Raw genomic sequence first — 12601 nt, 5'->3', positions numbered from 1 at the left:
TCGGACGTGTACACCGCCCAGGGAACCATCGAGAAGTCCCATCTGCTGGCGCAGCACCAGCCGCTTGTGCGCCGCATCGCGCTGCAGATGATCGCCAAGCTGCCCGCCAGCGTCGAACTCGACGACCTCATTCAGGCCGGCATGATCGGTCTGCTCGATGCGTCGTCCCGCTACCAGGACAACAAGGGGGCGCAGTTCGAGACTTTCGTCAGCCAGCGCATCCGAGGGGCCATGCTCGACGAACTGCGCGCCAGCGACTGGGGATCGCGGGGCCTGCGCCAATCGGCGCGCGGCGTCGAGAAGGCCATCCAGGCGCTGGAGCATCGCCTCGGCCGGCCCCCTACCGAGGGCGAGATCGCACGGGAGTTGAAGATCGACCTGGAGGCCTACCAGTCGCTGCTGCAGGAGATTCAGGGCTGCCAGTTGCTCTACGTCGAAGACTTCGCGAAGGGCGATACAGAGAACCCTTTCATCGACCTGCATGCGCAGGGCGCTCGCCGAGGACAGCGCGACAGCGACGACCCGCTGGAGCAATTGCTCGAAAGCGGATTTCGCCACCAGCTCGTGGAGGCCATCTCTGCACTGCCCGAGCGCGACCAGTTGCTGCTGAATCTCTATTACGAGGAAGAACTCAACCTGCGCGAGATCGGCGCGATCCTCGAGGTGAGCCAGAGCCGCGTCTGCCAGTTGCACAGCCAAGCCATCAGCCGCTTGAGGGCTCGCCTCAAGGAGTTGCTCTGAGGGCGCTGTCCAGGCTGGGTCAAAGCACGGCGCTGCTGCTTCGCGCGGCACGCGCCCAGCCCGCGGGCATGGCATGCAGGACCGCCTGGGCGTCGAGCGACCGGATCGCGACCGATGTGTCTGCCGGGATGCGCCCTTGCGCGACCATCGCTTCATAACGCAACGCGCTGACGCGAAGGAAGGACGCGAAGTTGCCGACTTCGCCGCGTGCCGCGACCAGTTCGTCGTAGAGCTTCTCGATCAGTTGCACGACGCCCATGTCGTCGCGCGCCGCGATCTCCTCCAGCACCTGCCAGAAGAGGTTTTCGAGCCGGATGCTGGTGACAACGCCATGCAGCCGGACCGACCGCGTGCGGCTGTCGTAGCTCTGGGGATCGGCGCTGATGAAAACTTCGCACATGAGACTTCTCCTGTGGCGTGGCAGGTGACGCGACTTGAGACTGTAGCGCCACCTGCGGATTCGGATCAGGTCTCGATGCGCGTCCCGAGCACCTTGAGGAACTGGCTGATCCATGCGGGATGCGCCGGCCAGGCTGGTGCGGTGACGAGATTGCGGTCGGTCACGGCCTGATCGACCGGAATGCCCATGTACTCTGCGCCCGCGAGTTCCACCTCGACCTGGCAGGCGGGGTAGGCCGAGACCTTGCGGCCCTTCAGCAGCCCGGTCGCGGCCAGCAGTTGCGCGCCGTGGCAAACCGCCGCCAGCGGCTTGTCGGCCGCGAGGAAGTGCCGAGCGATCTCGACCACGCGGCTGTTCATGCGCAGGTACTCTGGCGCGCGGCCGCCGGGGATCACCAGCGCGTCGTAGGCTTCGGGCCGCACGTCGGCGAAGTTCGCGTTCAGCGTGAAGCGGTGGCCCGGTTTCTCGCTGTAGGTCTGGGCGCCCTCGAAGTCGTGGATCGCGGTGTAGACCCAATCGCCGGCCTTCTTGTCCGGTGCGACTGCATGGACCGTGTGGCCCACCGCCAGCAGCGCCTGGAACGGCACCATGGTTTCGTAGTCCTCTGCGTAGTCGCCGCAGAGCATCAGGATCTTGCGTGTCATCGTGTCTCCTTCAGAGGGTGTGGACAAGGCGAATCCGTGAGGATTCGACTGGGATCCATTGTTCGGAAGGAGAGGGGATGGGTGGTAGCAGTCGGTTGTTACCCGCTATCGCCGCAATTCGATCGGGCCCAGGAATTCCGTCTTCGTGAACGACGAGCTCTCCGACGGAGGGGTGTTGAGACCGGAGAACTCCGTTCGTGGAAAGGCCTCGCCCTGTTCCGAGGGCTCGGCGCGAGATTCCCCAGGCAGGCCGGAGAATTCCGTTCGCGGGAACGGGTCTCGAGAGTCGCGGTGGGCAGTCTGCGCCTTTGGCAACTCGGCGGCCGGGGTGGGAGATTGGGAAGGCGTCGCAAGAAAGTCCGGCGGCGCCACGCTGACGGGGACAGCCGCCTGGCGCATCCTGGCGCTCTCCCGAAGCCGGGCGAGTTCGGCGCGCAGTTCATCCATCTGACGCAGCCCCGAGGACGGCGCTTCCCGGGTTGGTACGGGCTCAAGCGGAGACGCCGAGAACAGCTTGGCGAGTTCTGGCTCGAGCGGCGGTCCCTCGACAACCACCACGACGGGTTCAGGTTCGGGAGGCGCAATGTGGCGCTCTTTGGACTGCTGCGCGGCAACGCGCAGGGCTGCCAGCCTGGCCTCGAGTTCTGCGTCCTCATCCTCCTCGTCGTCATCATCATGATCACGGCGGCTGGGCATGATGGGCGCGCGGACCGACTCGTACATCGGCTCAGGCATGGGAATGGAGCGAGCGCCCACCAGCGGGCGCCGAAGCGCGGCGAACTTGGTGAAGCTGAGCATCGCCAGAAAGATGGCGGTGCTCGCGCCTATGAACCCGTAGCCGCCCAGCAAGTGGGCCCAGCCCAGGCAGGCAATGCCCCCGGCGAGAGAAGCCAGTCCGAGGATGGCGAAGGAATAACCGGCGCGACTGTTGTTCATGGGGTTCCCAAGCGTTTCGACCGGATTCTGCGAAAGGCGGGCCCGTTGCGGTTGGCGCCCCGGTGGATTTAGTACCGAAGTGTGCACAAAACTTCACGGCGGCACGGTCCGAGAGGCCTCCCTAGCGGCTGACGTCGACGTCGCGCGACTCTGGGAGCATTCCCATGGCGACGACGCTGATGGCGCAGATCACCATCACGTAGTAGGCCGGCGCCATCGGGTTGTGGGTCAGGGCCAGCAGCCAGGTGACGACGAATTGCGTGGTGCCGCCGAAGATCGAGGTGCTGATGGCGTAGACCAGCGACAGGCCAGTGCTGCGCACGGCGATGGGCATCAGTTCGGGCACCGTCACTAGACCGGCCGCGCCAAAGATCGCGGTGAGGGCAGCAAGCACCGCGGAGACGCACAGCAGCGTGGCAGCGCTTGGCGCGCCGGACAGCCAAAGGAACATTGGCACGATCAGCAGGGCCAGCCCGATGCGCGGCAGGACGTTGGTGAGCTTGCGTCCGTAGCGGTCGCACAGCAGGCCGCCGAGCAGCGCGAAGATGAAGGTCATGACGCCGCCCATCAGCACGCTGCCCTGTGCCAGCGCCGGCTGCGCAGGCTCGGGATGGCATGGCTGAACCGGGCTATCGATCGAGCGAAGGAGCCAAAGGAATGACCGCCAATCTTCACGAGATAAGCGCGATGCGCCAAAAGGTCGATGCTCGTAGGGAATATCAGGCAGCAGTGCTGACTGGAATCTATGCTTCCCTTGGCCGCACCATTCTCGACATAGAGGACGACAAGGACTATGCCGGGGCCTTGAAGAACGCAGCCCGTGTAGCCAGGGACCAAGCTGACGAGATGCTAAAGCTTGAGCAAGCGAAGAAATGATGCCCCGCGGCACGGCTCAAAACTGAGCCGTGTACCTGAGGCAAAAGAGCGACGGCCACGGAGGTACGAACTCCGCAGCCGTCTACCGCAACGTGCAACCAGCAAAGGAAATGCACATCATGGCAAAGCCAATTGTCGCGCCCTTAGTCGGCGCCGCAACGTCCGGAAGAACTACGTCGCTCGACCTGCCTGACCTCGGAGCGATGCAATCATGAGTGCGGCAGAGACCTTCGCTCCCGGGTCGAGATTGAGCGGGAAAGCTCGAATGGCGACGTCTACACCGGCAAGCCGGAAGCGCTGATCGCGGCCGGCCTGATCACCGCGGCACAGGTGCCGGGCTGGCCCGGCCTCCCATCCACGTCCGTTTGCTTTGTCGATGGCGTGCAGCAGCCCAAGAATGCGCGCAATCCACACGATGAGCGCTGGATGCAGGTTACCCGGCTCGGCAGCAAGGTCCGACTGACGAAGGGGGTCAGCGCCGAAGAGAAGAGCTCCCGGATAGCGGCGGTCCGGGCTGCGATCGAAGAGGAGGCGCGCAACAGGCCGAAGCCTGACATCAGCCTCGACGGTGCTCAGAAGGCCTATAACGATGCGAGCACGCTCCACAAGGTGGGCGATCGGGTTTGGGTGGGCAACAGTCCACTGATCGTCACTGGCGAGTACAAGTTGCGCCGGGTTCGGAACGAGACCGGCGAGTTTCTCGATCAAGCGCAAGGCGTGCGGGTCGACTACAAGTACGGCTACAGCTGCCAGTACCGCAATGGCGATGAGTTCTTTTGGCCGGCGCACGAGTTGACCGATGAGGACGGCTCGCCGACGCATCTGCGCCTGGTGGCTGGCCGCTCGACCACAGCCACACGGCCGATGATGGAGTTTAGGGAGCGCGAGCGGCAGTGAGGCCGCGGCCCCGCGCCTGGCGCCGCCCCTACACGCCGGCCAAGGGGGCATCGCAGATCTGGCGATTCGCGCCTGGAAACCGGTCGTGGACCGTCGCGTGCACACCCGCGAAATGAAAACTTTTTCCCGCGAGGGCGGTCGGCCTTTTAGGAGATCTTGATGCCCTGCTCCGCGGCAACAGCCCAGAGGTAATTGGTGAAGGCGGAGCAGGAAACCAGCATGAACTGTGCATCTGCGTGCGTGGGAGTGACGCCCTGTTCGGTCAAAGCATGTCGGATGCCGCCATCATCGCTTGTCCAGCCGTACAACTTCACCAGCGCCGCCTCGAACGCCTGATGCAGCGGCTTCACCTTCTTGATCGCCTTTAGGCAGTCGCCCAGGCTCGCCTTCGGCATGCCGGCAATGGCTTGGCACGCAGCTTCTACCGCGGAGATCGACTCCTTGATCGAATTGCGATAGTCGGGTGCCATACGGTCAGCCAAAAGCGCCAGCGCCGTGCTGAGATGCTCTCGAACCGCACCTGTCGTTTTCTCCAAGGCCGTCTCTATCGACTCAATTTCTTCAGGGGCGGTGACGGGGATAAGGATCTGGTCCACAAAGCGATACCCGCAGTTTTCTGCGACCATCACTTCGTTCAACGCGGCGCACAAGCGTGTCTGCCACGAGCGGTCAACGTAACGCACGATCGCGTCGAGAAGATCCAAATCTTGAAGTGGCTCGCCTCTGAGCATGATGCTGCGCAGACGCTCATACAGAGAGTCCTCCGGCCGATGTTGAATTTTGAACGCCGGCATTGCGTCGAGAGGCTCATGAAAGTAGCCCGACCATAAGCGGTCAATGAGGCGATCAAGTTCTCTCGCCCCCTGGCTCCTGGTCCGCATGCCGTACGCTGTAGCTGCAGGTTCCCAGAGTTGCCAAAGGCCTCTTGTCAGCGTGTTCCAGAGGCCAGCGCGCAGCTCGTCATCCAGGTAGTCAAGCTGCAGTGCCTTCTGCATCGGGTTGTGTCCCATGCGCTGAAGAAAGGTTGCCACGGCGATTTCTCGGAGTTGCCTACAGATTGCCTACAGGTGCCTAAAAACAGAGAAGCCCGCTATCTTTTCGATAGCGGGCTTTCCTTGCTGCGATTGGTGCCGGAGAGATGAATCGAACACCCGACCTTCTCATTACGAATGAGCTGCTCTACCGACTGAGCTACACCGGCTAAGCCCGTGATTATAGCGTGTCGTGATAGCGAGTGACTCGCTCGACTTCGTTCTTTGACCCCAACACAACAGCGACGCGTTCATGGAGCTTCTTCGGCGCGAGGTCGAGGATGCGTTCACGGCCGTTGGTTGCAGCGCCGCCGGCCTGTTCGACGAGCCAACTCATCGGGTTGGCCTCGTACATCAGTCGCAGCTTGCCGGCCTTTTCGGGCTCGCGCTTGTCCCACGGGTACATGAAGACGCCGCCGCGCATCAGGATGCGATGCACGTCGGCCACCATGCTGGCGATCCAGCGCATGTTGAAGTCCTTGCCGCGCGGACCCTCCTTGCCGGCCAGGCATTCGTCGATGTAGCGCTTCACGGGGGCGTCCCAGTGGCGCATGTTGCTCATGTTGATCGCGAATTCCTTGGTGTCGGCCGGGATCTGGATGTCCTCCTGCGTGAGCATGAAGGAGCCTTGCTCGCGGTCGAGCGTGAACATCGCAACGCCGGCGCCGACAGTCAGCACGAGCGTGGTCTGCGGGCCGTAGATGCAGTACCCCGCCGCGACCTGCTTGCTGCCTGCCTGCAGGAAGTCGCCTTCCTGCACGCCCGGCGCGTCGTCCGGCTTCTTGAGCACGCTGAAGATGGTGCCGATGCTGACGTTCACATCGATGTTGCTCGATCCGTCGAGGGGATCGAACAGCAGCAGGTACTCGCCCTGCGGATAGCGGTTGGGCACGACGTAGATGCTGTCCATCTCCTCGCTCGCCATGGCGGCGAGATGGCCGCCCCATTCGTTGGCTTCGATCAGCACCTCGTTGGCGATGATGTCGAGCTTCTTTTGCACTTCGCCCTGCACGTTCTCGCTTTCGGCCGAGCCGAGCACGCCGCCGAGCGCACCCTTGTTGACGGCCTGGCTGATGCTCTTGCAGGCGCGAGCGACCACTTCGAGCAGCAGTCGCAGCTGGCCGGGGATGAGGCCATCGGCGCGCTGCTGTTCGACGAGGTAGCGGGTGAGTGAAATCTTCTGTTGAGCCATGTATGAGGGTCCTTGATGGGTCACGCTGTCAGTGCCCGCGTAACGACTTCATGTGTGTCCTTGCTCAGGTCGGGGCGGGCTGCCACGCGGGCGATGGCTTCGCGCGCGGCGCTGCGGTAGGGTTCGGCGAGCTTGCTCCAGCGGTCGAGCGCGCGAGCGAGGCGGGCGGCGACCTGCGGATTGATGGCGTCGAGTTCGATCACGCGATCGCTCCAGAACACATAGCCCGCCGCGTCTGCACGATGCAGGGCGCCGGGGTTGCCGCTGCAGTAGCTGAAGATCACGCTGCGCGCGCGATTCGGGTTCTTGATCGAGAAGTCCGGATGCTTCATCAACTGCTTGACCAGCGGCAGGATGTCGCCGCCGCGATCGGGGGCGCCCGCTTGCAGCGAGAACCACTTGTCGATCACCAGCGCTTCATTCTTGAAAATCTCGTGGAAGCGCGCCAGCGCCTGTGCTGCAAGTGCATGGCCGGACGAGACCAGCGCGTTGAGTGCGTTGAACCGGTCGGTCATGTTGCCCGCGTCCTTGAAGCGCTGCAGCGTCTTGCCGGGCCATACCGCGTCGCCAGAGGCGCGCGCGGCAAGGCACAGATGGGTGAGGGCGATGCCCGCCAGAGCACGTCGGCCGGAGGAGACCGGGTCTGGCATGTACGCGCCGGTGTCGCGGTTCTGCTCGTAGACCTGCTCCCAGTCGGCGAACAGTGCTGCGGCGAGTTGCGCGCGCATGGCTTCACGCACCGCGTGCACGCGCTGCGGGTCGACCACTTCGATCTGTTCGGCGATGTAGGTCTCCGACGGCAGCGTCAGCACGAGTTCCTTGAAGGCCGCGTCGAGCTGCGGATGGCGCAGCACGCTGCGCATCGCATCGATGAACGCGTCGTCCAGCGGCAATTCGCCCGTGCCGGCCGGCGTGGCGATGGCGCGCAGCGCGGCGCGCAGTGCCAGGCGTTGTCCGGCTTCCCAGCGATTGAACGGATCGGGATCGTTGGCGAGCAGCGTGAGCAAGTGTGCGTCGGTGTAGTCGTGGTCGAGGATCACCGGCGCGCTGAAGCCGCGCAGGATCGAAGGGACGGGCTCCGCGTCGACATTGACGAAAGTGACCTGCTCGCCGGCACGCGTGAGCACGAGCGTACGCGTGCCCTGCATGGCATCGGCTTCGCCTTCGAGTTGCAGCGGCAGTTCGCGTCCGTCAGCAGTCAGCAGGCCGATGTTCACCGGGATCACGAAGGGGTCCTTGACCGGCTGGCCCGGGGTGGACGGGCAGCTTTGTACGAAGCTCAGCGTGTAGCTGCGGGCGTTCGCGTCGTACACGCCGTGCGCGGCGAGTCGCGGCGTACCCGCCTGGCTGTACCAGCGCTTGAACTGCGGCAGCAGGCGCGCAAGGTCGGAATCCGGATTCGCATCGGCGATGGCCTGCGCGAAGTCGTCGCAGGTCACGGCCTGGCCGTCGTGGCGTTCGAAATACAGCGTGATGCCGCGCTCGAAGCCCTTGCGGCCGACCAGTGTCTGCATCATGCGCACGACTTCGGCGCCCTTCTCGTAGATCGTGACGGTGTAGAAGTTGCTGATCTCGATGTAGCTGTCGGGGCGCACCGGGTGGGCCATCGGGCCCGCATCTTCGGGGAATTGCGCAGTGCGCAGAACACGCACGTCCTCGATGCGCTTGACCGCGCGCGCCGACGCATCGGCGCACAGGTCCTGGCTGAACTCCTGGTCGCGGAAGACGGTGAGGCCTTCCTTGAGCGAGAGCTGGAACCAATCGCGGCAAGTCACGCGGTCGCCGCTCCAGTTGTGGAAGTATTCATGGCCGACCACGCTTTCGATGTTGCTGTAGTCGGCGTCGGTGGCGGTGGCCTGGTTGGCGAGAACGTACTTCGTGTTGAAGATGTTCAGGCCCTTGTTCTCCATCGCGCCCATGTTGAAGTCGCTGGTCGCGACGATCATGAAGCGGTCGAGGTCCAGCGGCAGGCCGAAGCGGGCTTCGTCCCACATCACCGAGTTGATGAGCGAATTCATCGCGTGCTCGGTCTTGTCTAGGTCGCCCGCGCGCACGTAGACCTGAAGCAGATGCTCCTTGCCGTTGCGCGCCTTGATGCGCTGCTCGCGCGCGACCAGTTTGCCGGCGACGAGTGCGAACAGGTAGCTCGGCTTGCGGAAGGGATCGACCCATTTCGCGAAGTGGCGGCCTTCGGGCAGGTCGCTCTGCTCGACGAGATTGCCGTTGGAGAGAAGTACCGGGTAAGCCGCCTTGGCGGCACGTAGCGTCACTGAATAGCTCGCCATCACGTCGGGACGATCGAGGAAGTACGTGATGCGCCGGAAGCCCTCGGCTTCGCATTGCGTGAAGAAGGTGTCCTCGCTCACGAACAGGCCCATGAGCTTGGTGTTCTTGATCGGGCAGCAGGTGGTGAAGATCTCCAGCTCGAAGGTCTCGGGAAGGTTGTCGATCACCAGTTGATCGGCCTCCATGCGGAACGACGCGCCCTGGCCGTCGACCAGCACCCGGGCGAGATTGAGTTCGTCGCCATCGAGCCGCAACGGCTCCGGCGCAATGGCTGGATTGCGGCGCAACCGCATGCGGTTGAGCACTCGCGTCTTGGCGGGGTCGAGGTCGAAGGTGAGATCGACGGTATCGATCCAGTAGGCGGGCGCGCTGTAGTCCTCGCGACGAATCGCCATGGGCTGGTCTTGGGCATCACGCAACAGCATCGAATGTCTCCAGAAAGTTTGAGTTTGCGAGTTCGTTGTAGTCACGCACGGCCGCAATCACGTGCGGCCCTGCGAGTTCGGAGGCGCTGTGGGTGGTGCAGACCGCCACGGCCATCATGCCGCCGCGGCGCGCGGCCTCGATGCCGAAAGGCGCGTCTTCGAATACGACGCAGCGCGCAGGCGCCACGCCGATGCGGCGCGCGGCCTCGAGGAAGATGGCAGGCTCGGGTTTGCCGGGCAGGCCCTCGTCGCCGCCCACGATGGCGAGCGGGTGCGGCTCCATGCGCAGTTTCGACATCGTGAAGGCGATGTTGTGCTTGTCGCCCGCGGTGCCGACCGCGATCTTGAGGCCGCGTGCTGCCGCGGCCCGATTGAAGACGCTGAAGCCCGGCACCTCGCGGAACTGCGCGCCGAACAGTTCGCGGTAGATCGATTCCTTCTCGTGCGCGATCTCGGCGCTTTCGGCCTCGGTGACCTCGCGGCCCATCAGCTCGCAGGCGCATTCGAAAGCCGTGCGGCCGGTGGTGCGGCGCATGAAATGCGGCACGTCGATGTCGAGGCCGTTGCGCCGCCCGTACTCGATCCATGCCTTGGCGTGCCAGGGCATGGAATCGACCATGGTGCCGTCCATGTCGAAGATCAGGGCTTCTACCTGGTGCGTCGCGCCTTGCATCAGACTCCTTGTTTCAACGAGGCTTCGATGAAGGCATCCAGGTCACCATCCAGCACTTTCTGGGTTGCAGAGATTTCGACGTTGGTGCGCAGATCCTTGATGCGGCTGTTGTCCAATACGTAGCTGCGGATCTGGTGGCCCCAGCCCACATCGGTCTTGCTGTCCTCGAGTTTTTGCTGTTCTTCCTGGCGCTTGCGCATCTCGTGGTCGTACAGCCGCGAGCGCAGGCGCTTCCAGGCGACGTCGCGGTTGCTGTGCTGGCTGCGGCCGTCCTGGCACTGCACCACGATGCCGGTCGGGATGTGCGTGAGCCGCACGGCGGAGTCGGTCTTGTTGATGTGCTGGCCGCCCGCGCCGCTGGCGCGGAAGGTGTCGGTGCGGACGTCGGCCGGGTTGATCTCGATCTCGATCGAGTCGTCGATTTCCGGATAGACGAAGATGCTCGCGAAGCTGGTGTGCCGCCCGCCCGACGAGTCGAAGGGCGATTTGCGTACCAGCCGGTGCACGCCGGTTTCGGTGCGCAGCAGGCCGAAGGCGTAGTCGCCCTCGACCTTGATGGTCGCGCCCTTGATGCCGGCGGTATCGCCCGGCGTCTCGTCTTCGATCTGCGTCTTGAAGCCCTTGCGCTCGGCGTACTTCAGGTACTGGCGCAGCAGCATGCTGGCCCAGTCGCAGGCTTCCGTGCCGCCGGCGCCGGCCTGGATATCGACGAAGGCGTTCAGCGGATCTGCCGGGTTGTTGAACATCCGGCGGAACTCGAGCTGCTTGATGTCGGCTTCGAGCTTGGCGGCGTCATCGGCGATGGCCTGCAGGCCGTCCATGTCGCCCTCTTCCTTCGACATCTCGAAGAGCTCGGTGTTGTCCGACAGCCCGCTGGTCAGCCGGTCGAGCGTGACGACCACGTCGTCGAGCGACTTCTTTTCCTTGCCCAGTTCCTGGGCCTTCTTGGGGTCGTTCCATACGTTGGGATCTTCGAGCGATGCGTTGACCGTCCTCAGACGTTCGGCTTTGGCATCGTAGTCAAAGATACCTCCGTAAATCGACCGTGCGGGCGCTCAGGTCCGCAAGGGTTGCGCCGATTTGGTTGATTTGCTCTGCATCCATGGGGTGTCCTGACGGTGTTTGGGAAAACCGCGCATTTTCTCACGCCCACCATGGCCGGATCGCGGGGAGGGCGCGTGCAACACAGGGGTGTTCACGCAGCGCAAAAGTTCTCGATCAGGGACGCCACCCGCTCAGGCTGGTCATGGTGCAGCATGTGGCCGGCGTCCTCGACCTTTGCGATGCGCGCATCGCGCACTTTTTTCAGGCGTTCGTGGTACTCGGCTAGCGTGTAGCGGCCCTTCCACCATCGCCCGAGGCTGTCGTCCGAGGCTTCCACTGCCAGCAGCGGCGCGGTGATGGCGGCGTAGAGCGCCAGCATCTCGTCGACCCGGAAGATGTGGGCATTGATGATCTTGTGCGCCGGGTCGCCAAGGATTTCCCAGCGGTCGACGCCGTCGGCATGCGGCTTGCCGACCGACCAGTGGGCGGCGAGCCAGTCGGCCTTGTCCTGGGTGAGACGCGGGTTGGTCTTCATGAGCCGGCGGGCGACGCCTTCCACGCCCGGGTAGCTGGCCAGCGCCATCTCTCCGTGGTGCAGGCGCTTGAGTTCGTCGATCCACTTGCCGTAGCGCTCCGGCGCCTGTTCCGGGAGGAGGACCGGCATGCCGAAGCCTTCGAGGTTGACCAGCCGCCGGATCCGCTCCGGCCGGACGCCGGAATACTGCATCGCGACGTTGCCGCCCATGCTGTGGCCGACCAGGTCGACGGGCGTGTCGCCCGCATAGTGGTCCAGCAGCCAGTCGAGGTCGGCGAGGTAGTCGGGCATCCAGTAGTTGTCCACCTTGCCGCCGTCGGTGAGGCCGAAGCCTCGCCAGTCCGGCGCGATGATCCAGCGCTTGGCGGCCATTGCGTCGACAACGAACTGCCAGGATGCGGCGACGTCCATCCAACCATGAAGCAGCACCAGCGGCGGCCGCGCGTTTGAGGGCGCACCCCACAGACGCACGTGGTAGTTCAGGTTGCGGACGGGAACGAATTCGCTGCGCGACGCGCGGAGAGCTTGGTACATCGGGGCCGAATGATACGGAAGCACCAGTGGCCGTGCAGTCCGATGCACGACACGCCATTCGCGAGACTCGCGGACCTCGCGTCATCGAGGCCTCACCATGTCATTTTGCACAGCGGTGCTGCTCCCAAACGCCGGTTTAGGAACTTTCTCATGTACTTGCAGCGCATGGATAGATTGAATTCGACCCCGGCAATTGGTGATTTCCCTGGGTATCACTTTCTGCCGAATCTAACTTTCCTCAACTTTAGTGAATATTCGAAATGAACCGCAAACTTCTCTCCGTTCTGATCTTGGCCAGCACCGCGATGGCCGCCCAGGTTGCCTCTGCTGCTGACGGCACCATCACCTTCAACGGCGAAGTCACCTCGAACACCTGCACCATCAATG

13 protein-coding genes, 1 tRNA gene and 1 pseudogene are annotated in these 12601 nt (G+C 63.8%); 4 read left to right on the top strand and 11 right to left on the bottom strand.

Going from position 1 to position 12601, the window contains the following annotated elements; genetic code table 11:
- Positions 1 to 6: 6 nt before the first annotated feature.
- Positions 7 to 741, top strand: coding sequence for an RNA polymerase sigma factor FliA (locus AC1DHL_RS28015; protein ID WP_478105177.1), 735 nt, complete (start codon positions 7 to 9; stop codon positions 739 to 741).
- 19 nt (positions 742 to 760) lie between these two features.
- On the opposite strand, the gene AC1DHL_RS28010 is transcribed toward AC1DHL_RS28015, so the two are convergent.
- From AC1DHL_RS28010 to AC1DHL_RS27995, 4 genes are all read right to left on the bottom strand, one after another.
- Positions 761 to 1141 carry a ribbon-helix-helix domain-containing protein gene (locus AC1DHL_RS28010; protein ID WP_478105175.1) on the bottom strand — a complete coding sequence of 127 codons (381 nt, stop codon included), beginning with the start codon at positions 1139 to 1141 and terminating at the stop codon, positions 761 to 763.
- 65 nt (positions 1142 to 1206) lie between these two features.
- The gene (locus AC1DHL_RS28005; protein WP_478105174.1) at positions 1207 to 1785 is read right to left on the bottom strand and encodes a DJ-1/PfpI family protein; all 579 of its coding nucleotides are present in this window, start codon (positions 1783 to 1785) and stop codon (positions 1207 to 1209) included.
- A 105-nt stretch (positions 1786 to 1890) separates the two neighbouring features.
- On the bottom strand, positions 1891 to 2721 hold the full coding sequence (locus tag AC1DHL_RS28000) for a hypothetical protein (RefSeq protein WP_478105172.1): 831 nt from the start codon (positions 2719 to 2721) through the stop codon (positions 1891 to 1893).
- 121 nt (positions 2722 to 2842) lie between these two features.
- Complete coding sequence (locus AC1DHL_RS27995; RefSeq protein WP_478164115.1) at positions 2843 to 3277, bottom strand: hypothetical protein; 435 nt, start codon at positions 3275 to 3277, stop codon at positions 2843 to 2845.
- A gap of 101 nt (positions 3278 to 3378) precedes the next feature.
- Between AC1DHL_RS27995 and AC1DHL_RS27990 the strand changes: the two genes are divergently transcribed.
- Together AC1DHL_RS27990 and AC1DHL_RS27985 are read left to right on the top strand one after the other, a co-directional pair.
- The gene (locus AC1DHL_RS27990; protein WP_478164114.1) at positions 3379 to 3597 is read left to right on the top strand and encodes a hypothetical protein; all 219 of its coding nucleotides are present in this window, start codon (positions 3379 to 3381) and stop codon (positions 3595 to 3597) included.
- Positions 3598 to 3978: 381 nt separating this feature from the next.
- Entirely contained in the window at positions 3979 to 4494 is a 516-nt protein-coding gene (locus AC1DHL_RS27985) for a hypothetical protein (protein ID WP_478164113.1), read from the top strand.
- A 146-nt stretch (positions 4495 to 4640) separates the two neighbouring features.
- Here the strand turns inward: AC1DHL_RS27985 and AC1DHL_RS27980 are convergent, their stop codons facing one another.
- From AC1DHL_RS27980 to AC1DHL_RS27950, 7 genes are all read right to left on the bottom strand, one after another.
- Complete coding sequence (locus AC1DHL_RS27980; protein ID WP_478164112.1) at positions 4641 to 5525, bottom strand: AbiJ-NTD4 domain-containing protein; 885 nt, start codon at positions 5523 to 5525, stop codon at positions 4641 to 4643.
- A 94-nt stretch (positions 5526 to 5619) separates the two neighbouring features.
- Positions 5620 to 5695, bottom strand: a tRNA-Thr gene (locus AC1DHL_RS27975).
- An 11-nt stretch (positions 5696 to 5706) separates the two neighbouring features.
- Complete coding sequence (locus AC1DHL_RS27970; RefSeq protein WP_478164111.1) at positions 5707 to 6717, bottom strand: class 1 fructose-bisphosphatase; 1011 nt, start codon at positions 6715 to 6717, stop codon at positions 5707 to 5709.
- A gap of 20 nt (positions 6718 to 6737) precedes the next feature.
- Positions 6738 to 9428 carry an aminopeptidase N gene (gene pepN, locus AC1DHL_RS27965; RefSeq protein ID WP_478164110.1) on the bottom strand — a complete coding sequence of 897 codons (2691 nt, stop codon included), beginning with the start codon at positions 9426 to 9428 and terminating at the stop codon, positions 6738 to 6740.
- On the bottom strand, positions 9415 to 10101 hold the full coding sequence (locus tag AC1DHL_RS27960; protein WP_478164109.1) for an HAD family hydrolase: 687 nt from the start codon (positions 10099 to 10101) through the stop codon (positions 9415 to 9417). The genes pepN and AC1DHL_RS27960 overlap by 14 nt, the downstream gene beginning before the upstream one ends.
- A protein-coding gene (gene prfB, locus AC1DHL_RS27955; RefSeq protein WP_478105159.1) for a peptide chain release factor 2 occupies positions 10101 to 11205 on the bottom strand; the annotation gives its coding sequence in 2 pieces (ribosomal slippage) (positions 10101 to 11123 and positions 11125 to 11205; 1104 coding nt in all). The genes AC1DHL_RS27960 and prfB overlap by 1 nt, the downstream gene beginning before the upstream one ends.
- A 91-nt stretch (positions 11206 to 11296) precedes the next feature.
- Complete coding sequence (locus AC1DHL_RS27950; RefSeq protein WP_478105158.1) at positions 11297 to 12214, bottom strand: alpha/beta fold hydrolase; 918 nt, start codon at positions 12212 to 12214, stop codon at positions 11297 to 11299.
- A gap of 260 nt (positions 12215 to 12474) precedes the next feature.
- On the opposite strand from AC1DHL_RS27950, the pseudogene AC1DHL_RS27945 reads away from it, so the two are divergent.
- Positions 12475 to 12601, top strand: a pseudogene (locus tag AC1DHL_RS27945) (fimbrial protein); the annotation flags it as partial.

The sequence above is a fragment of the Variovorax sp. 10L426 genome, from assembly GCF_056395305.1.
The sequence above is the reverse complement of the archived record's forward strand: the minus strand, read 5'-3'. Positions and strand labels throughout refer to the sequence as shown.

Excerpts from the sequence above, each read along its gene's own strand:
- AC1DHL_RS27990 (WP_478164114.1), top strand. The coding sequence starts at position 3,379 with ATGACCGCCAATCTTCACGAGATAAGCGCGATGCGCCAAAAGGTCGAT.
- AC1DHL_RS28000 (WP_478105172.1), bottom strand. The coding sequence starts at position 2,721 with ATGAACAACAGTCGCGCCGGTTATTCCTTCGCCATCCTCGGACTGGCT.
- AC1DHL_RS27950 (WP_478105158.1), bottom strand. The coding sequence starts at position 12,214 with ATGTACCAAGCTCTCCGCGCGTCGCGCAGCGAATTCGTTCCCGTCCGC.
- AC1DHL_RS27970 (WP_478164111.1), bottom strand. The coding sequence starts at position 6,717 with ATGGCTCAACAGAAGATTTCACTCACCCGCTACCTCGTCGAACAGCAG.
- AC1DHL_RS27995 (WP_478164115.1), bottom strand. The coding sequence starts at position 3,277 with ATGACCTTCATCTTCGCGCTGCTCGGCGGCCTGCTGTGCGACCGCTAC.
- AC1DHL_RS27960 (WP_478164109.1), bottom strand. The coding sequence starts at position 10,101 with ATGCAAGGCGCGACGCACCAGGTAGAAGCCCTGATCTTCGACATGGAC.
- AC1DHL_RS28005 (WP_478105174.1), bottom strand. The coding sequence starts at position 1,785 with ATGACACGCAAGATCCTGATGCTCTGCGGCGACTACGCAGAGGACTAC.
- AC1DHL_RS28010 (WP_478105175.1), bottom strand. The coding sequence starts at position 1,141 with ATGTGCGAAGTTTTCATCAGCGCCGATCCCCAGAGCTACGACAGCCGC.
- pepN (WP_478164110.1), bottom strand. The coding sequence starts at position 9,428 with ATGCTGTTGCGTGATGCCCAAGACCAGCCCATGGCGATTCGTCGCGAG.